Source organism: Methylocystis sp. ATCC 49242, assembly GCF_000188155.2.
Taxonomy (GTDB): domain Bacteria; phylum Pseudomonadota; class Alphaproteobacteria; order Rhizobiales; family Beijerinckiaceae; genus Methylocystis.
Map to the genome: position 1 here is coordinate 1184356 of NZ_KE124774.1, position 18001 is coordinate 1202356.

At 64.1% G+C, this 18001-nt stretch carries 18 protein-coding genes; 15 read left to right on the forward strand and 3 right to left on the reverse strand.

All coding sequences use genetic code 11. The features are described from left to right. Window positions 1–219: 219 nt before the first annotated feature. Window positions 220–636, reverse strand: coding sequence for an RNA polymerase-binding protein DksA (gene dksA / locus MET49242_RS07750; protein ID WP_036282023.1), 417 nt, complete (start codon window positions 634–636; stop codon window positions 220–222). 151 nt (window positions 637–787) lie between these two features. Then, window positions 788–1999 (reverse strand): NADP-dependent isocitrate dehydrogenase, encoded by a 1212-nt coding sequence (locus MET49242_RS07755; protein ID WP_036282026.1) that lies wholly within the window; start codon window positions 1997–1999, stop codon window positions 788–790. A 396-nt stretch (window positions 2000–2395) separates the two neighbouring features. On the opposite strand from MET49242_RS07755, the gene MET49242_RS07760 reads away from it, so the two are divergent. From MET49242_RS07760 to MET49242_RS07770, 3 genes are all read left to right on the forward strand, one after another. Further along, the gene (locus MET49242_RS07760) at window positions 2396–3718 is read left to right on the forward strand and encodes a TadE/TadG family type IV pilus assembly protein (protein WP_036282029.1); all 1323 of its coding nucleotides are present in this window, start codon (window positions 2396–2398) and stop codon (window positions 3716–3718) included. 99 nt (window positions 3719–3817) lie between these two features. Continuing rightward, entirely contained in the window at window positions 3818–5272 is a 1455-nt protein-coding gene (locus MET49242_RS07765; RefSeq protein ID WP_144259513.1) for a M50 family metallopeptidase, read from the forward strand. Between the two features lie 60 nt (window positions 5273–5332). Next, complete coding sequence (locus MET49242_RS07770) at window positions 5333–6202, forward strand: RNA methyltransferase (RefSeq protein WP_036282035.1); 870 nt, start codon at window positions 5333–5335, stop codon at window positions 6200–6202. Here the strand turns inward: MET49242_RS07770 and MET49242_RS07775 are convergent. Continuing rightward, a complete protein-coding gene (locus MET49242_RS07775) occupies window positions 6196–6591 on the reverse strand; it encodes a nuclear transport factor 2 family protein (RefSeq protein ID WP_036282038.1) in 396 nt (131 codons plus the stop codon). The two genes, MET49242_RS07770 and MET49242_RS07775, sit on opposite strands and share 7 nt — an antisense overlap. Window positions 6592–6664: 73 nt before the next feature. On the opposite strand from MET49242_RS07775, the gene MET49242_RS07780 reads away from it, so the two are divergent. The 12 genes from MET49242_RS07780 to metK all read left to right on the forward strand — a co-directional run bounded on the left by MET49242_RS07780 (window position 6665) and on the right by metK (window position 17977). Beyond that, window positions 6665–6877, forward strand: a complete 213-nt coding sequence (locus MET49242_RS07780) for a hypothetical protein (RefSeq protein ID WP_036282040.1) — start codon at window positions 6665–6667, stop codon at window positions 6875–6877. Window positions 6878–7703: 826 nt separating this feature from the next. Then, on the forward strand, window positions 7704–8225 hold the full coding sequence (locus MET49242_RS07785; protein WP_158497270.1) for a type VI secretion system tube protein Hcp: 522 nt from the start codon (window positions 7704–7706) through the stop codon (window positions 8223–8225). An 86-nt stretch (window positions 8226–8311) separates the two neighbouring features. Beyond that, complete coding sequence (locus MET49242_RS07790) at window positions 8312–8875, forward strand: NifU family protein (protein ID WP_036282046.1); 564 nt, start codon at window positions 8312–8314, stop codon at window positions 8873–8875. Window positions 8876–8972: 97 nt separating this feature from the next. Continuing rightward, window positions 8973–9743 carry a tRNA (adenosine(37)-N6)-threonylcarbamoyltransferase complex dimerization subunit type 1 TsaB gene (gene tsaB / locus MET49242_RS07795; RefSeq protein ID WP_036282049.1) on the forward strand — a complete coding sequence of 257 codons (771 nt, stop codon included), beginning with the start codon at window positions 8973–8975 and terminating at the stop codon, window positions 9741–9743. A gap of 9 nt (window positions 9744–9752) precedes the next feature. Then, complete coding sequence (locus MET49242_RS07800) at window positions 9753–10241, forward strand: GNAT family N-acetyltransferase (RefSeq protein ID WP_036282052.1); 489 nt, start codon at window positions 9753–9755, stop codon at window positions 10239–10241. 66 nt (window positions 10242–10307) lie between these two features. Continuing rightward, window positions 10308–11756 carry a tRNA (N6-isopentenyl adenosine(37)-C2)-methylthiotransferase MiaB gene (miaB, locus tag MET49242_RS07805; protein WP_084679300.1) on the forward strand — a complete coding sequence of 483 codons (1449 nt, stop codon included), beginning with the start codon at window positions 10308–10310 and terminating at the stop codon, window positions 11754–11756. Then, window positions 11753–12793, forward strand: coding sequence for a PhoH family protein (locus tag MET49242_RS07810; protein WP_036282055.1), 1041 nt, complete (start codon window positions 11753–11755; stop codon window positions 12791–12793). The genes miaB and MET49242_RS07810 overlap by 4 nt, the downstream gene beginning before the upstream one ends. After that, window positions 12790–13308: an rRNA maturation RNase YbeY gene (ybeY, locus tag MET49242_RS07815; RefSeq protein ID WP_192815586.1), complete on the forward strand. Its 519-nt coding sequence runs from the start codon at window positions 12790–12792 to the stop codon at window positions 13306–13308. Before MET49242_RS07810 ends, ybeY begins: the two co-directional genes overlap by 4 nt. Then, complete coding sequence (locus tag MET49242_RS07820; RefSeq protein WP_036282058.1) at window positions 13292–14236, forward strand: hemolysin family protein; 945 nt, start codon at window positions 13292–13294, stop codon at window positions 14234–14236. Before ybeY ends, MET49242_RS07820 begins: the two co-directional genes overlap by 17 nt. Window positions 14237–14322: 86 nt before the next feature. Further along, the gene (gene lnt / locus MET49242_RS07825; protein ID WP_036282061.1) at window positions 14323–15957 is read left to right on the forward strand and encodes an apolipoprotein N-acyltransferase; all 1635 of its coding nucleotides are present in this window, start codon (window positions 14323–14325) and stop codon (window positions 15955–15957) included. Window positions 15958–16200: 243 nt separating this feature from the next. Beyond that, a complete protein-coding gene (locus MET49242_RS07830) occupies window positions 16201–16626 on the forward strand; it encodes a helix-turn-helix domain-containing protein (RefSeq protein WP_036282064.1) in 426 nt (141 codons plus the stop codon). Between the two features lie 160 nt (window positions 16627–16786). Beyond that, the gene (metK, locus tag MET49242_RS07835; RefSeq protein ID WP_036287322.1) at window positions 16787–17977 is read left to right on the forward strand and encodes a methionine adenosyltransferase; all 1191 of its coding nucleotides are present in this window, start codon (window positions 16787–16789) and stop codon (window positions 17975–17977) included. The last annotated feature ends 24 nt before the right edge of the window (window positions 17978–18001 follow it).

The window sequence follows — 18001 nt, forward strand, 5'->3', positions numbered from 1 at the left end:
CGGCAGCGCAACGCCCGGCTGCGCCGCCGCCCGCGCCGCCCCCGCCGCCGGTGAAGGAGCCGACGCCGCCCCCGCCGCCGCCGGCCGCCGAGATCGACCCGCTCGAGTCGCTCGAGGCTGAAATGGCGCGGCTTCTGGGCCGTCCGGAGAAGGAATAAGCAAAAAGGGCGTCGCCTTGTCAGCGACGCCCTTTTTCATTGCTTCAACGAAAACCGCAGATCAGTCGTCCCGATAGACCTTTTCCCGCCGCTCGTGGCGCTCCTGAGCCTCGATCGACAGCGTCGCAATCGGCCGGGCGTCGAGGCGCTTGAGCGAGATTGGCTCGCCCGTCTCCTCGCAATAGCCGTAGGTGCCGTCCTCGAGACGCATCAGCGCCGCGTCGATCTTGGCGATCAGCTTGCGCTGCCGGTCACGGGCCCTAAGCTCGATGGCGCGGTCCGTCTCCGACGACGCGCGATCGGCGAGGTCGGGATGGTTTTCGTTTTCATTCTGCAGGGCGGCCAGCGTTTCGCGGCTTTCATGCAGAATGTCCTCCTTCCACGACAGCAGCTTGCGACGGAAGTATTCGCGCTGCCTATCGTTCATGAAGGGTTCGTCTTCGGACGGTTTGTAAGTCTCTTCCAAATCCACCGTCATTGCCGCGAATCCCCCGTAAGGCCATAGGCGGAGCCTATATAGACGCGCCGGTTGACACTTACAATCGCTGACGCCCGTGTTGCCATTTTCACCCGCATACCGTGCAGAATCATAACCTTGCAAATGGGTCGGAAAAGGCGCGCCCGCGCGCTCAACCCATCGCCTTGCGCAGATTTTCGTCGATCTTGTCGAGGAAGCCGGTGGTCGAAAGCCACTTCTGGTTGCAGCCGACGAGCAGCGCCAGGTCCTTGGTCATGAAGCCGGCCTCGACTGTCGCCACGCAGACCTCCTCGAGCGTGCGGGCGAAGCGGGCGAGTTCCTCGTTGCCGTCGAGTTTGGCGCGATGGGCGAGGCCCCGCGTCCAGGCGAAGATCGAGGCGATGGAGTTCGTCGAGGTCTCGTGACCCTTCTGGTGCTCGCGGTAGTGCCGCGTCACCGTGCCGTGCGCGGCCTCCGCCTCCACCGTCTTGCCGTCGGGCGTCATCAGCACGCTGGTCATGAGCCCGAGCGAGCCGAAGCCCTGCGCGACCGTATCCGACTGCACGTCGCCATCGTAATTCTTGCAGGCCCAGATGTAACCGCCCGACCATTTCAGCGCCGAGGCGACCATGTCGTCGATCAGGCGATGCTCGTAATGCAGGCCCAGCGCCTCGAACTGCGGCTTGAATTCCGCGTCGTAGATCTCCTGGAAGAGATCCTTGAAGCGGCCGTCATAGGCCTTGAGAATCGTGTTCTTGGTCGAGAGATAGACGGGGAATTTGCGCACCAGCCCATAGTTGAAGGTGGCGCGCGCGAATTCGCGGATCGACTCGTCGAGGTTGTACATGGCCATGGCGACGCCGGCGCCGGGGAAGGAGAACACCTCCTTCTCGATCACCTGCCCGTCCACGCCCTCGAACTTGATCGTCAGGCGGCCCTTGCCGGGAACCTTGAAATCCGTCGCGCGATACTGGTCGCCGTAAGCGTGGCGGCCGACCACGATCGGCTGCGTCCAGCCCGGCACGAGCCTCGGCACATTCTTGCAGATGATCGGCTCGCGGAAGATCACGCCACCCAGAATGTTGCGGATCGTGCCGTTCGGCGACTTCCACATCTCCTTGAGGCTGAATTCCTTAACGCGCGCTTCGTCGGGGGTGATGGTGGCGCATTTCACGCCGACGCCATGCTGCTTGATGGCGTTGGCGGCGTCGACCGTCACCTGATCATTGGTGGCGTCGCGATTCTGGATCGAGAGATCGTAGTAAAGCAGATCGATGTCGAGATAGGGCCGGATCAGCTTGTCCTTGATGAAAGCCCAGATAATCCGGGTCATTTCGTCGCCGTCGAGTTCGACGACCGGATTCGCCACTTTGATCTTCTGCATGAAACCCTCATCCCGTTCGGCGCCCGCTTATAACGCCGCGCCTATGCAAGGCAAAGCGGGCGCCATCATGGCCCGTCAAATCAAGGGATCTGAAACCGCGTCAGAATTGATCCCGAACGACGACCAGTCGACATATGGCGGCCGTCCTTCCCCTGAGCTTCATGAACAGTTGTACACATAACAAGAAGTGCTTTTGTTTTCATGAGATGTTGCGCGAGCGGACGGCAGCAGAGCTTTTGTTGACTATTGGAATATTGCAAGGAACGCTCAAGATTCACGGTCTAGCTTGCGCAACTGGAACCATGGCGAAGCTCTTTTCGCGCTGTGTGGATATTCGGAGCAATGCATAAACCTGGATTTTATGCTCTCGCACGCGCGTCGCGTGTCCGGAAGCGATTGCGAAATTTTCGCGCCAACGAGCGCGGCTCCATTGCGATGATCTTCGGGCTAGCGCTCATCCCGATGTTCATGATGATGGGCGCCGCCGTCGATTACACGCAGGCGGTGACGGTCAGATCGCGGCTGAATCATCTCGCCGACCGGGCGGCGCTTGCCGCCGTCAAGGCCGCCGCCCAGAAGGAATCGGACTGCGTCGCCAATCCTGCCGGCAACAATGTCTCGAATTTTCAGGGTTGCGGGCAGAAAGACATCATCAAGGCCGGCGTCGCGGCCGGCGTCCAGTATATGAACGGCGATCCGCTCATGCGCGGGGCCGACCGAAAACCGACGATCGAACTCTCTAGCAGTGAGGGTTCATGGTCGGCGACGGTCAATTATTCGGCCGACATTCCCACGAATATCGCGCGACTGATGGGCGTGCAGACGATCCCCGTCAACGGGAAAGTTACGTCCAATATCGCGCTCGGCACGCATATGTATCTGAACTTCCATCTGCTGCTGGATCGTTCGATGTCGATGGGCATAGGCGCGACCTCGGACGACATTTCGCGACTTCAGGCACTGACCGGCTGCGCCTTCGCGTGTCATTCGGAAGGCTACGAGGCGCAATATTACGACCAGCCCAAGGCGCAGGGCATCCGCTTCCGCATCGACGATCTCCGCGACGCCACTGGCGCGCTCGTCGCACAGGCAAAGATGGTGGCGAGCGCCAATGCGCGCGAGCATATTCAGATGGGCGTCTACGCTTTCAACCATCATGTCTCGCCGCTCGTCGAGATGACGTCGGATCTCACGAATGTGGCGAACGCCGTGAAAAATCTCGATCTCCCCACCCACGACGACGGCACGCAGGCGGCCGACGCGGTGACCTGGCTGGTCGCCAACAAGATCAAGGGCAACGGCACGGGGCTCACCAGCGCCGCGCCGCTCGAAATCGTGTTCCTCGTCACCGACGGCGTGGAGGACGGCATCTACACGGGCTGGAACAAGATGGTCGGCCCGACCGGCCTGCCGCTGCCCTGGTGGCCGTCATGGATGACCAAGGCGCCGACGAGCGCCTTCCCCGTCACCGCATGTGACGCGCTGAAGAGCAAGGGCGCCATCGTCGCCGTTGTCTATACGACTTACGTGCCGTTCCCCGGCACGGTTCAATACGACAGGTTGATAGGCCCCTTTGCGCCGAATATTTCCCCCAATCTGCAAGGTTGCGCGTCGCAGGGCTATTTCTTCACGGCGTCCGAGCCGGGCGACATCACGAGAGGCATGCAGAGCCTGTTCAACAGGGCGCTGCAGGAGCTCGCGCTGAAACTGACGCATTGATGCAGGAGATGCGGCGGCGCATCGAAGAGCCGTCGTTTACGGCGTATTATGCGCGAGACGACTAACGTCGCGCGACCCCTGCCGCGCGGAAATTCTTTTATGCTGACCTCGCTACTTTATCTTGTGATTTATTCGCTGCCGTCGATCGCCGGCTGGTGGCTCTGCTTCAAGGCGCCATTGGGCCGACGCAAGATCCGCCTTTCCGCTTCGATTCCCGCGCCGCCGCAGGCCGTGTGGCTGCGTCTCGATCCGCGCAATTCCGATGCGGAGTGGAATCCGCAATACGACATCCGTGACGTGACGATACTCTCGCAGGAGCCGCTGACCATCGCGAAGACGCTGCGTCCGCGCCATAGCGACAAGCCTTTCCGGCGCATCGTCGACGCATGCGCCCTCGAGGAGTCGAAAGGCCGTATGGAGATCGTGGAGCTCTCGAAAGACGGTAGGCCAACGCCCGCCGAAGAAGCGCCGCACATATGTTACGAAGTGACCGGGGACGGCGCCGGATCGCTGGTCACGCTCACTTACGAGAGCAGGATGACAGGCTATCTGAATTACGAGCTGTCGCGGCTGAGCCTCACGCGCTATCTCGCGGCGCTGCGAGACGTCGCCGTCGGCCACGGCTCGGCGAAGACGCCCTGTCTGCGATTTTCCGGCTGGCGTATGGCGTGGCTGGGATTTCTCGGCGCCGTTGCGCTGATCGCAATGATGCTCGCGCCAGCCGTCTACATGGCTTTGAGCGGATTGCCGGCAAACTTTTTCGCTTTCGCCGGAGGCGCTTCCATCAATGGCGCCGCGGCCGCCGTCATTTGCCTGGTCGTTTTTCTGCTCATCACCTATCTCGCCGCCATTTTCGTTCTTGCGACGCTGGTTCACGAGCTCGGGCACGCGCTGGCGATGGTCGCTTTCGGCCATCGCGGCGTCACCGTCAGCCTCATTCCGTTCGGCGGCGGCGTCGCGCTGACGGGGCGCAATCACGCCAGCGCATTCGAGGCCGGAGCCGTCGCCCTCGCGGGCCCCCTTCTCGCCGCCGCCTTGGCGCTTCTGGCGCTGCCGGACGCGGAGACGGCGACGAAAGCGCTTGGCTATCTCGTCGGTTCCGCGAACACCCATTCCTCGGAGACACTCAGCCTGCTGACATGTTTTTCGGCTGTGACCGGCGTGCTTTTCGCGTTTCTGACGCTGCTGCTGAACGTCCCGAATATCCTGCCCTGGACGGGCTCGGATGGCGCGAAGGCGCTCGCGGCGACCTTCAGCAGCCGCAAGCTGCGGCTCGTCGCCGCCGGCGGCCTGACCGCGCTGCTCGCGCTGACTTTCGCGAGGTTCGAGGATCTTTTGCCTTTCGGCGTGCTTCTGGCGGTTCTGAGCTGGTGGAACCGCAAGCGCGCGAGTAGCGAGACGACCCGCGCGCCCAGCGGCGGCGAGCGCCTCCTCATCGCTGGGGTAATGGCGCTCACAATCGCGCTTTACGCCCATGAGGCGGCGATGCTCAGGCGCATCGAATGGCCCCAGAAACCAGGCGCCGAGACGCCGTTTCCAGCGAACGGGACCTGACCCCTTCCCCCCGGCGCGCGTTCTGAATAGTTTGCCGCCTCTCTCGTGAAAGGGGCGCAAGTGGTCGGAGCCGGGACGGATCGAAGCAAGATAGCCTATTCAGGCGGGCCGGCCATCATACTGGTGCGGCCGCAGCTCGCCGTGAATATCGGCATGTGCGCGCGGGCGATGGCGAATTTCGGTCTCTCCGACCTGCGGCTCGTGAGCCCGCGTGAGGGATGGCCGAGAACCGGCGCCTATCGCAAGGGCGCCTACGCCGCCGCCGCCGGCGCGACGCATCTGCTCGAAGGCGCGAAGCTCTATGACAGCGTGCGCGAGGCGATAGAGGATCTGTCCTTCGTCTACGCCGCGACGGCGCGCGGACGCGGGCAGATGAAGCCCGTGCATACGCCCGCGCAGGCGCTGCCGACGACCGCCGCGCGCCATGCGGCGGGCGAAAGGCATGGGGTGCTGTTCGGCCCCGAGCGCACCGGGCTCGACAATGACGACGTGGCGCTCGCCGACGCGATTCTGACCTTCCCCGTCAATCCCGCCTATGCCTCGCTCAATCTCGCGCAGGCGGTGCTGCTCACAGGTTACGAATGGTTTCGCGCCGCCCATGGCGACGTCATCCCCTTCGAGATCGAGGAGCGCTCGCCGCCGGCGACGCGGGAGATGACGCTCGCCTTCTTCGATTTTCTGGAAAACGAACTGGACAAGCGCGGCTTCTTCCGCCCTCTGACGAAAAAGCCGGTGATGTCGCGCAATCTGCGCAACATGTTTCACCGCATGAGCCTCACCGAGCAGGACGTCCGCACGCTCTGGGGCGTCGTGGTGCGGCTGGTGGAAGGCCCCCGCCGCGACCCGAAGAAGGCGTCGCGCAAGAAGGCGGCGGAAGGAACGAATGAAGCCGCCGGGACGCAGGAGCCGGAGAACGCCGACTCTCAGTGAAACGAGCGTTTTGCCTCCTGCTTCGCGGGCGGCGGCGGGGCGAGCGGGCTGGCCTGATGGTGCAGCAGCCGCCATTTTTCGTCGATCAGCCGAAACCAGTTGGTTGCGAGCAGTAGCCCGCCCCCCACTTCCTCGACACAGAAAACGCGGCCGTCCCCGCCTTCGATCAGCGTCTTCTCCTCGCGCGCCGTCACCGCCTCCTGCGACGGGTTGCGGAAAATGTCGCGGTAGGAGGCGATCACCGGCGCACGCCCGATGAGCGCCGGCCAGCCGGGATGCACGCAGGTGACGCCATCGGACGCCCACAACGCCTCCATGGCGCCGAGATCACGCGCGGCGAAGGCTTGATAATAAACAGCATTGGCGGCGAGGAGAGCGTTTTCGTCCATGCGCCGAGAGTGTCCGATTTGCGCCGGCATGGCAAATGCAGCCCCTTGATCGCTATCGGAAAGGACGCCGGAGATGGATGCGTTGACGTGGTTCGGACTGTTCGCTGTCAGCGCGATGCTCGTCACCTATGCACTCGAGGCGCGCAGCCACTGGTTCGTGCTCGCCTTCGCGGCGTCCTGCGCGATGGGCTCGGTCTATGGCTTTCTGCAGGGCGCCTGGCCCTTCGGCGTCGTCGAGGCGATCTGGTCGCTCGTCGCGCTGAACCGCTGGCGAAAGCCTGGTTGAGGCGCGTCAACGGGCGAAAGGGCGTGGCGCGGGGGCCGGTCGCGGATGACAGCGACCTCTGCGGGCCGCCCGGTCTGCTATTTCAGGTCCGGCGTTCAGGAGACAAGGCTGCCGAGCAAGCCGGGGGCGTGAGCGCCGCTTGATTCAATTCCGGGAAGCTTCCTGAAAAAACGCCCAAAAAAAGATAGTCCGCCAGCGAATAGATACGCTGGCGGACTCTATTTCGATGACGCGCGTGACCTGATAGCCGTTAAGGGCAGCCTTACGCCTTTCGGCGTAAGCCGCCTCATGTCACGACCCAAGTCGCATCACCGTCGAAACCGGACCACTCTGTGGGACCGATCACGCGCTGATCGTAAAGATCAGAGGCGCGTCAGGGTCACAGCGGCGATGACGACCATAGCCAACATAGCTGCGGGGACAAGCCAACCCATGATTCTCTCCCTCTTGTTACGCCTTTTTATTGGCGTCCTTTTTACGGCGTAGCCGCACGAGATAGCTTCACGAAGGGCTCCCCCTTTGTCAAGCCCCAACCATCTCATTGAAACGCTCCCTGCTCTTGGGGTCAGGCGAGCGAGGCGCTCCTGACCGCCGCCCTACAGGAGTTCCAGACCTCAAAAAACCGGGAAAATCCGGATCGATTTTCAGGCGCGCGGACGACGCTAGGCCGGCGACGGTAAGCCTCCGACGGAGTCGAGCCGCACGTCCCCCTACCTATGGCGCAATCCCCTTATGCGCCCGTCAGCCCCGGCGGCGAGGGCTTCGCGCGCTTGTAACCGACCGCGAAGTGCATATGCTTGCCGCGCATTTCGACAAGAAAATTCAGATGGCGAAGATCGCAGCAGCAGCGGCCAGCCTCTTGTTTTTCTTCCAGACTTTCGCATTCGACGCGAATGCGGCCGATCTGCGCATGATCGCCAAAGGCGCCAAGCAAGGGATCATTCGCGGCGATTCGTCGGCGCAAACGCCGGAGCGAATCCCTGTGCTGGCCGTCGAGCACGGGATCAGCGTTCTGCGCGACGCCTCGGGAGGGGCGACGGGAAAAGCCATTCGTAAACCCCTCATTGTCACCGTCCCGATGGGCGCCAGTTTTCCCCAGCTTTACGACGCCGCGGTTAACGGCGAGGTCCTGACAGAGGTGACGATCGAGGCGGATGCGTCGGGCGAAGGAAGGCCGGCATGGACCCTTGCGCTGAAAAATGCGCTGATCATCGAGGCCGCGCTCGATGCAAGGACCGGAATCGAGTTGGAGAAAAAAATTTTGCGTCTGACGATGACCTATCAGGACATCGGCTGGAGCCTCCAGCCTGGCTCCGAGGGCGTTGTTTCTCCGATGGTTCCGCATTGAATGAAAATCATTCGTCGCCATCTTAGCTCCGATCGTGATATTGAGCCGTCGCGCCGGCCTTGAACCGGGCGCATCAGAGGCCAGACATGTTCATCCAGACCGAAACCACTCCCAACCCCGCCACGCTGAAATTCCTCCCCGGCCAGGACGTGCTCGGCCAGGGCGCAATGGAGTTTCGCTCGCCCGACGCCGCCGCCAACGCGCCGCTGGCGCAGGCGCTTCTCGCAATCGACGGGGTTCAGGCCGTGATGTACGGCTCCGACTTCGTGTCCGTGACGAAGGACGGCGCCGACTGGGCGCATCTGAAGCCCGCGATTCTCGGCACGATCATGGAGCATTTCGCCTCCGGCGCGCCGCTGCTGACCGAGGGCGCCGCCGGGGCGCAGCAGCATGAGGACGGCGAGTTCTACGACCCCTCCGACGCGGAAACCGTAGCCACGATCAAGGAGTTGATCGAGACGCGCGTGCGTCCGGCAGTGGCCGGCGACGGCGGAGACATCGTCTTCCGGGGCTTCCGGGACGGCGTTGTCTATCTCACCATGAAGGGCGCCTGCTCGGGCTGCCCGTCCTCCACCGCGACGCTGCGCAACGGCATCGAAAACCTGCTGCGCCACTTCCTGCCGCAAATTAAGGCGGTGCAGTCGGCGTGAGCGGAACCCCCTGCTACACATAAGTTTTGGCTTCAATCTGAGGATTCGCCGGCGCCTTTGTTGATCGAGACCGGAAAACGGTCATAATCCGGGAATCATGCGAATCCTTGCGATTGACACAGCCCTTCCCGCCGTCTCGGCCTGCGTGCTCGACCACGACGCGGAAGAGCCCATTGCCTCCGAGCGCCTCGAGATGGAGCGCGGACACGCCGAGGCGCTTTTGCCGCTCATCGAGCGGGTCATGAGCAAGGTCGAGGGCGGCTTCGCCTCGATCGACCGCGTCGCAGTCGCGGTGGGTCCCGGCTCCTTTACCGGAATTCGGATCGGGCTGGCCGCCGGTCAGGCCATCGCGCTCGCCTGCAAGGCGGAGATCGTCGGCGTCTCCACGCTCGCGGCGCTCGCCGCCCCGCTTATTCTCGAATCTTTCGAGGGCGTTGTCGCCGCCGCGATAGACGCCCGCCACGGCAAGGTCTATGTCGCGGCCTTCGGGCCGGACGGCCGCGCGCTTCTGACGCCCCGCCGCGCGGGGGCGCATGAGGCGCTGCGCGCGCTCGGCGACGGTCCGCTGCTCCTGATCGGCTCGGGCGCCGAACTGCTGGCCAAGGAAGCCCGCGCCCGCGGCGTCGCGGTCAAGATTGTCGGCGAACAGGCCTCTCCGGACATTTCCTACGTAGCCCGCCTCGGCCTCGCTGCGCAGCCGGAAACAGCCCCGGCCCGGCCGCTCTATCTCAAGGAGCCGGACGTCACGGTCGACAACAAGCAGCAGGACGCGCAGCCCGTCGGCGCGGCGACCGACGTCCCGCCGGCTGTGGAGACCGCAATGGCGCCCGACGTCGTGTCCGACGCGCCCTCTCCGGCGCAAGCGTGAGCCGGACAGATGAGTCTGCTGTCCAGCTTTTTTGGCAAGGCCACTTTCGTCATTGAGCCGATTGGCGCCGAGCGCGCGGAGGAATGCGAGCGCCTGCACGGCGCCTCCTTCGCGTTCGGCTGGTCGAAGATCGATTTCGAGAGTTATCTTACGGATTCACACGTCATAGCGGACGGCGCGGTGACGGAGGGCCGGCGGTCGACATTGGGCGGGTTCATCCTCTCGCGCCTCCTGCCACCCGACGCGGAAATACTGACTTTCGCGGTCGATCCCGCCCGGCGCGGCGTCGGTCTCGGCCGGATGCTCCTGGACAAGCACCTCGAAAATCTCGAACGCGGCGGCGCGCGACTGGTGTTCCTTGAGGTGGCCGACGACAACGAGGCGGCCCTGAAGATCTACTCGCGCGCGGGCTTCAAGGAGATCGGGCGGCGTGAGAACTACTACCAGCGCGCCAATGGCGAACGCCGCGCGGCGATCAATCTACGTCTGGAGATGTAGGCCGGCCGAATATTGGATTCGGCGCAGCCGCTGAAAGCCCCTATAATACGTTCGCTGGACTCGGCGATGCGCGAGTCGCGGCTGGGGCTTCAGGGAGCAAAAGAGATTTCCACACCGGTTTCGAACGCGGTCGAGACGATCGAGGACGTGACCGCCAAAGGCGGCAAGGTTCTGGTCAAGTCCTATGGCTGCCAGATGAACGTCTATGACGCGACCCGCATGGCGGACCTGCTCGGGCGCGAGGGCTATGCCGAGACGGCGAACGAGGAAGACGCCGACCTCGTCATTCTCAACACCTGCCACATCCGCGAAAAGGCCGCCGAGAAGATCTATTCCGAACTCGGAAAACTCGCCTTGACCAAGCGCGAACGCGACGCGCAGGGCCGCGAGATGAAAATCGTCGTCGCCGGCTGCGTCGCCCAGGCGGAGGGCGAGGAGGTTCTCAAGCGCCAGCGCGCCGTCGATCTCGTCGTCGGACCTCAGAGCTACCACCGCCTGCCGGACCTGTTGCGGCAGGCAAAGGACGGCCGCCGCGTCACCGACACGGAATTTGCTGTCGAGGACAAATTCCACGCCCTGCCCGACCCGAGCCGCGCCCAGATCCGCGCCCGGGGCGTTTCCGCCTTCGTCACCGTGCAGGAAGGCTGCGACAAGTTCTGCTCCTTCTGCGTCGTGCCTTACACCCGCGGCGCCGAAGTCTCGCGGCCCGTCGCCGATATCGTCGCCGAGACCCGACGGCTTATCGACGCCGGGGTAAGAGAGATCACGCTCATCGGGCAGAACGTGAACGCCTATCGCGGCGCGGACGACAAGGGGCGGGAATGGGGCCTCGCGCGGCTTCTGTCTCACCTTGCCGACATGGATGGGGTCGAGCGTCTTCGCTACACGACCAGTCATCCTGTCGACATGGCGCAGGATTTGATTGACGCGCATGAGTCGATCGGAAAGCTCATGCCCTATGTCCATCTCCCCGTGCAGTCCGGCTCGGACCGCATCCTGAAAACCATGAACCGCCGCCATACGGGCGCCGACTACCTCGACATCATCACGCGGCTGCGCAAGGCGCGGCCGGATGTGGCGATGTCCTCCGATTTCATCGTCGGTTTCCCCGGCGAGACGGACGCGGATTTCGAGGAGACGATGGCGCTGGTGCGAGAGGTCGGCTTCGCTTCGAGCTTTTCCTTCAAATATTCGCCCCGCCCGGGCACGCCCGGCGCCGAGCGCGACGACCAGATCGACGAGGAGGCGAAGCGCGAGCGCCTCGCCGCGCTTCAGGCGTTGCTCGAAGAACAGCGCCAGGCATTCAACACCGCGACCGTCGGCCGTGAAATCGACGTGCTTTTTGAAAAGCCCGGCCGTCACGAGGGTCAAATCGCTGGCAAGAGTCCCTATATGCAGGCTGTGCATGTCGAGGGGGATCCCGAAATGATCGGGAAAGTGGCGCGCGTCGCGATTGTCGCGGCAGGCTCCAATTCTCTGGCGGGACGGCTTTTGGGCGAGGAGGCGAAGGCTTGACGACGATCGACGATCTGCAGATCGTTCCGCGCGACGACGCGGCAGAGCCCGATGCGGAAATCACGCTCGCCTTCGAAAACAACAAATATGCTTCGCTCGTCTTCGGCCTCTACGATCAGAATCTCGCGAAAATCGAACGACGCCTGCGCGTCGCCTCCTTCGCCAATGGCAATCACGTCACGCTGAAGGGAAAATCCGAAGCCTGCGAACACGCGCGCCGCGTGCTCGAGGCGCTTTACGACCGTATCTCCAAGGGACAGGCGGTCAGTCTCGGCGACGTCGACGGGGCGATCGAGGAGACCGCGCGTCAGCGCAGCCTCTTCCCCGAATCGGAGCCGAGCCGCGGCGCCTTCGAACAGATCCTCACCCGCAAGCGCGGCCTCGTTCGCGCCCGCAACGCCGCGCAGGATCAATATCTGCGCGCGCTGAAGCGTTATGAGCTCGTATTCGCCGAAGGCCCGGCCGGCACCGGCAAGACCTGGCTGGCCGTGGGCCATGCGGTGCAGCTGATGGAGCAAGGCGCCGTCGAGCGACTGATCCTCTCCCGACCGGCGGTCGAAGCCGGCGAGCGTCTGGGCTTCCTGCCGGGCGACATGCGCGAGAAGGTCGATCCCTATCTGCGTCCGATCTACGACGCGCTGCACGACTTCATGGATTCGCGAATGGTCGAGCGCGGCATGCAGACCGGCATCATCGAAGTTGCGCCGCTCGCCTTCATGCGCGGCCGCACGCTGACGCGCGCCTGCATCCTGCTCGACGAGGCGCAGAACGCCACCTCCATGCAGATGAAGATGTTCCTCACGCGCCTCGGCGAAGGCTCGCGCATGATCGTCACGGGCGATCCCTCGCAGACCGACCTTCCGCCCGGCCAGGTTTCGGGGCTTTCGGAAGCCGTCGGGCTGCTGTCGGAAATCGACAGCGTCGGCCGCGTGAAATTCTCGGAAGGCGACGTCGTGCGCCACGATCTCGTGCGCCAGATCGTCGGCGCCTATGATCGCGCCGCGCGCGCCAGGAAGAAGCCGCGCGACGACGCATGAGCGTGGACATCGACATTCTGATCTCGACCCCCGCGTGGGAAAGCTTCGAGGGGCTGGAGGCGCTGGCGCAGGATTGCGTGCGCGCAAGTCTTGCCGAAAGCGGCGCGAAACTGGCGCCGGGCTGCGAGTTGAGCGTCAATTTCTGCGACGACGCGGAAATCCGGGAGCTGAACGCCGAGTGGCGCGGCAAGGACAAGCCGACGAACGTGCTCTCCTTTCCCACCCCCGGGACGCTCGCGAACCGGCCCCTGCTCGGCGACATCGTCATCGCCTACGAAACCGTGGCGCGCGAGGCGGGGGAGCAAGCCAAGACCTTGCGGGACCACACCGCGCATATGGTGATCCATGGATTTCTGCATCTGATCGGCTATGATCACGAGACGTCCGCCGAAGCTGAGACGATGGAGGCGCTGGAACGTCGCATTGCGGCCGGGTTGGGCCTGCGCGACCCCTATGCGCCCGGTGACGACGAAGAGGCGGGGCAACTGAACAAGTCTGATGTCGACACGATCTGATAACGCCGAGGAGCCTTTAAGACGCACGCACGAGGGGTCGCGCGGTTCGTTTTTCGACCGCCTGCGCGCTGCGCTGGGACTGGCGCCGGCCTCCGTGCGCGAGGACATCGAGGACGCGCTGGAGGAATCCGCCGGCGACGTGACGCCACATGAGCGCGCGCTTCTCAAGAATGTGCTGAGCCTGCACGATCTGCGCGTCGAGGACGCCATGATCCCGCGCGCCGACATTATCGCTGTGCCGATGGACGCGCCGCTGCGGGAGGCGCTGAAAGTGTTCCGCGAGGCCGGCCATTCCCGCCTGCCCGTCTACGCCGACACTCTCGACGACCCGCGCGGCATGGTCCACATCCGCGACTTCGTCAATCATCTCGCCTCCTGCGCGGAGCTTCGCGCGGCGCAATCCGGCGGCACTCCGGCGGAGGGGAAGAAAGTCGACTTCGACACGCCGCTCTCGGCGGCGAGCCTTCTCAAGCCCGTGCTCTTCGTGCCGCGCTCCATGCCGGCGCTCGATCTGCTGATCCGCATGCAGGCGACGCGCACCCATCTCGCGCTGGTGATCGACGAATATGGCGGCACCGACGGGCTCGTCACCATCGAAGACATCATGGAAATGATCGTCGGCGACATCGAGGACGAGCACGACGTCAGCGACGAGCCGGCCATAGAGGCGCTGGAAAACGGCGACTACCTCGTCGACGCGCGCGCCGATCTCGACGAAGTCACGGTCCGCCTCGGCGTCGACTTCCGGCTGGAGGATACGCCGACCGAGGTGACGACGATCGGCGGTCTCGTCGCCTGGCTCGCCGGCCGCGTGCCCATGCGCGGCGAAATCATCGCGACGCCCGTCGAGGCCTATGAGTTCGAGATCGTCGACGCCGATCCGCGCCGGGTCCAGAAGCTGCGGGTGCGCGCGCGCCGCCATCCCTGAGACGTGGGCGCAACCGTCTTGGGCTTTGCCTTGCCGGGAAACCGATTAAAGTCGGTTCCGCTGATTCGCGGGGGGCGAACGGGCTTATGACGCAAACTGCCGCACTGACCGGCGCGCTGACGGGACTGCGCTCGTTTCCGCAACGCATTATCCTCGCCGACGGCTGGGTCCGGCGCGGCGTCGCGTTCGGTTGCGGCGCGCTCGGCGCGCTGGCGCTCCCTCCCTTCGATTTCGCGCCGGCCATGGCGGCGCCCCTCACCGCCGCCGTCTGGCTCATCGACGGCTCCGCCGCACGCGGCGCGCGCTTCGGCCTCGCGCCCCTGATCTCGGCGGCGAGCGCGGGCTGGTGGCTGGGCTTTGGCTATTTTCTCGCGGGGCTATGGTGGCTCGGCGCGGCCATGCTGGTCGAGGCGGACCAGTTCGCCTGGGCGTTGCCGCTCGCGGTGCTCGGCCTGCCCGCGGCGCTGGCGCTTTTTCCCGCGCTGGGCTTCGCGATTTCACGCCTCTTGTGGTCCTCGGGCAGTCTGCGGGTCTTTGCGCTCGCGGCGGGGCTCGGCGCCTCCGAATGGCTGCGCGGCCAAGTTCTCACCGGATTTCCGTGGAACGACTTCGGCATGGCGCTCGCCGGCGCCGGCCCGCTGGCGCAAACGGCTTCGCTCATCGGCCTGCATGGGCTCGATCTTGCCGCTATCGTGATCTTCGCCGCGCCGGCGACGATCGTCGATCGGCCGACCGGTCAGCGCAATTTCGCCAATGGCGCGGCGCGGGTCGCCGCCGTCCTGCTCATCGCCATGTTGGCCTTTGGCGTATTCCGGCTGGCGAGAAACGAAACCAAATTCGTCGAAGGCGTGAAACTGCGGCTGATGCAGCCCAATCTGCCGCAGGACGCCAAGTTCCGCCCTGAGAACGGCGCGGAAATCCTGCGCCATTATCTGGCTCTATCGGACCGCGCAACCGGCCCGGGACGGACGGGCGTCGCGGACGTCACCCATCTGATCTGGCCCGAATCCGCCTTCCCCTACGTCCTCTCGCGCGAGCCCCAGGCCCTCTCGGCGATTGCCCGCGCCATGCAGGGAAAAACGCTCATCACCGGAGCAGCGCGAGTCGAAGGCGACGGCGGCGGAAGACGCGGCAAGATTTTCAATTCAATCGAGGTGCTGCAGGGGGATCGAATCGTCTCTTTCTACGACAAGACCCATCTTGTCCCCTTCGGCGAATATCTGCCGCTCGAAGGGCTGCTGCGGCCACTGGGCGTGAGCCATCTCGTTCCCGGAATATGGGATCAGGGCCAGGGGCCGCGCGGCCTTTCCGCGCCCGGCCTGCCGGCGATCGCCCCGCTCATCTGCTATGAAGCGATCTTCCCCGGCGAGGCTGCGGCGCGCGACAGGGGCGGCGATCGCCCGCAACTGCTGTTGAATCTGACGAATGACGGCTGGTTCGGTAAAACGACCGGCCCCTACCAGCATTTCGGTCAGGCGCGGCTGCGCGCGATCGAGGAAGGACTGCCCTTGATCCGCGTCGCCAACACCGGCATTTCCGCCATCGTCGACGCCTACGGACGGACGCTCGAGTCCTTGCCGCTCGGCGAGGAAGGTGTAATCGACGGCCGATTGCCGAAACCGGCGCCGGAGACCTTTTTCGCGCGTCACGGCAGTCTGGTCTTCTCCATAATGTGGGGACTTCTTGTGGTCGTCGCCGGAATTGGACGCTGGCGCGACTGACGATCCGCGCGATTACGCAAGTAAGCGACAGGAAGAAGCATCAATTGCGACCGTGGAACCACCCCGAAGCCAATGGTTTCTCCGGCCTTCGGGACAGGACGGCGGCTCCGCTCAAGGGTCGGCGGATTAACTATTGCCCTCATTTCAAGCAACTTTTTTTTGGGTGGGATTTCATATACCTAACCAGAACCTTTGTTTGCATTTGATTGGATTTGAGCTAGAACGTGACAGGAGGTCGTTAACGTGAAAAAGACGCCAGATCCGATCGACCGTCACGTCGGTAGCCGTGTGCGGATGCAGCGTATCTTGATGAAGATGAGCCAGGAAAAGCTCGGCGAAGCTTTGGGGCTCACCTTTCAACAGGTCCAGAAATACGAAAAGGGCGTGAATCGGATCGGCGCAAGCCGCCTTCAGCAGATTTCCAAGACGTTGAACGTGCCGCCGTCTTTCTTCTTCGAAGGCGCGCCGACCCTGAACGGGGCCGTCGACGGCGCAGGCGGCTTCGCGGAAGAATCGTCGTCGCAATATGTCGTCGATTTCCTCTCCACAGCGGAAGGCATGCATCTCAACCGCGCCTTTGCGCGGATAAAAGACCCGAAGGTGCGCAAGCGCGTCCTCGACCTCGTGACGACGCTTGCGGACCAGGAGGACGCCGCCGTAGAGGGCTGATCGCTGTCGCCGCCGCAGCGTGACAAGTCTCAGTTCTCTATAACGAACATTTTGGTTCGTCTCGCTTGACGAAACGAACGCCTGCTGGCAGATGACGCGCGCGAGCGTCGCAGAAGTGGTCGCCCGCGCCCCTCACCTGCGGCCATTGGGAGATTCCGAAGTGACCCGGAAGAATTATCTTTTCACGAGCGAGTCCGTTTCCGAAGGCCATCCCGACAAGGTTTGCGACCGCATTTCCGACGAGATCGTCGACGAGTTCTTCCGCGAGGGACCGAAGGCCGGAATCGACCCCTATGCGATTCGCGTCGCAGCCGAGACGCTCTCGACCACGAACCGCGTCGTGATCGCCGGCGAAGTGCGCGGCCCGCACATCCCCTTCGAGCGAATCATCGAGATCGCCCGGGGCGCCATTCGCTCCATCGGCTATGAGCAGCGCGGGTTCCACTGGAACACCGCCAACATCGAAGTCCTGCTCCATGAGCAGTCCGTCGACATCGCGCAGGGCGTCGACGCCGCCGGCAACAAGGACGAAGGCGCGGGCGACCAGGGCATCATGTTCGGCTACGCCGTGCGCGAGACGCCCGACCTGATGCCGGCGCCTCTCTATTACTCGCACAAGATCCTCGAACTGCTGGCCCACGCCCGTCACTCCGGCAAGGAGAAGGGCCTCGGCCCGGACGCGAAGAGCCAGGTGACGGTCCGCTATGTCGACGGCAAGCCCGTCGAGGCGACGCAGATCGTTCTCTCGCATCAGCACATCGATGAGAGCCTGTCGCCGGCGGACGTTCGCCGCATCGTCGAGCCCTATATCCGTCAGGCGCTGCCCGAAGGCTGGATCACCGACAAGACCGTCTGGCACGTCAATCCGACCGGCAAATTCTTCATCGGCGGTCCGGACGGCGACGCCGGCCTCACAGGCCGCAAGATCATCGTCGACACCTACGGCGGCGCGGCTCCGCATGGCGGCGGCGCCTTCTCGGGCAAGGATCCGACCAAGGTCGACCGCTCGGCCGCCTACGCCGCGCGCTATCTCGCCAAGAACGTCGTGGCCGCTGGTCTCGCCGACCGCTGCACGCTGCAGCTCGCCTACGCCATCGGCGTCGCCGAGCCGCTGTCGATCTATGTCGATCTGCACGGCACCGGGCAGGTGCCGGAGGACAAGCTCGAGGAAGTGCTCCCGCAGCTCATGCGCCTGTCGCCGCGCGGCATCCGCGAGCACCTCCAGCTCAACCGCCCGATCTACGCCCGCACCTCGGCCTATGGTCACTTCGGCCGCAAGCCGGAGACGGACGGCGGCTTCTCCTGGGAGAAGACCGACCTCGTCGACCAGCTGAAGTCGCACTTCGCCTGATCGGTTCTCCTGATCCAAAAATCG

Excerpts from the sequence above, each read along its gene's own strand:
- dksA (WP_036282023.1), bottom strand. The coding sequence starts at position 636 with ATGACGGTGGATTTGGAAGAGACTTACAAACCGTCCGAAGACGAACCC.
- MET49242_RS07755 (WP_036282026.1), bottom strand. The coding sequence starts at position 1,999 with ATGCAGAAGATCAAAGTGGCGAATCCGGTCGTCGAACTCGACGGCGAC.
- MET49242_RS07765 (WP_144259513.1), top strand. The coding sequence starts at position 3,818 with ATGCTGACCTCGCTACTTTATCTTGTGATTTATTCGCTGCCGTCGATC.
- MET49242_RS07775 (WP_036282038.1), bottom strand. The coding sequence starts at position 6,591 with ATGGACGAAAACGCTCTCCTCGCCGCCAATGCTGTTTATTATCAAGCC.
- MET49242_RS07780 (WP_036282040.1), top strand. The coding sequence starts at position 6,665 with ATGGATGCGTTGACGTGGTTCGGACTGTTCGCTGTCAGCGCGATGCTC.
- MET49242_RS07785 (WP_158497270.1), top strand. The coding sequence starts at position 7,704 with ATGGCGAAGATCGCAGCAGCAGCGGCCAGCCTCTTGTTTTTCTTCCAG.
- MET49242_RS07790 (WP_036282046.1), top strand. The coding sequence starts at position 8,312 with ATGTTCATCCAGACCGAAACCACTCCCAACCCCGCCACGCTGAAATTC.
- tsaB (WP_036282049.1), top strand. The coding sequence starts at position 8,973 with ATGCGAATCCTTGCGATTGACACAGCCCTTCCCGCCGTCTCGGCCTGC.
- MET49242_RS07800 (WP_036282052.1), top strand. The coding sequence starts at position 9,753 with ATGAGTCTGCTGTCCAGCTTTTTTGGCAAGGCCACTTTCGTCATTGAG.
- miaB (WP_084679300.1), top strand. The coding sequence starts at position 10,308 with ATGCGCGAGTCGCGGCTGGGGCTTCAGGGAGCAAAAGAGATTTCCACA.
- ybeY (WP_192815586.1), top strand. The coding sequence starts at position 12,790 with ATGAGCGTGGACATCGACATTCTGATCTCGACCCCCGCGTGGGAAAGC.
- MET49242_RS07820 (WP_036282058.1), top strand. The coding sequence starts at position 13,292 with ATGTCGACACGATCTGATAACGCCGAGGAGCCTTTAAGACGCACGCAC.
- lnt (WP_036282061.1), top strand. The coding sequence starts at position 14,323 with ATGACGCAAACTGCCGCACTGACCGGCGCGCTGACGGGACTGCGCTCG.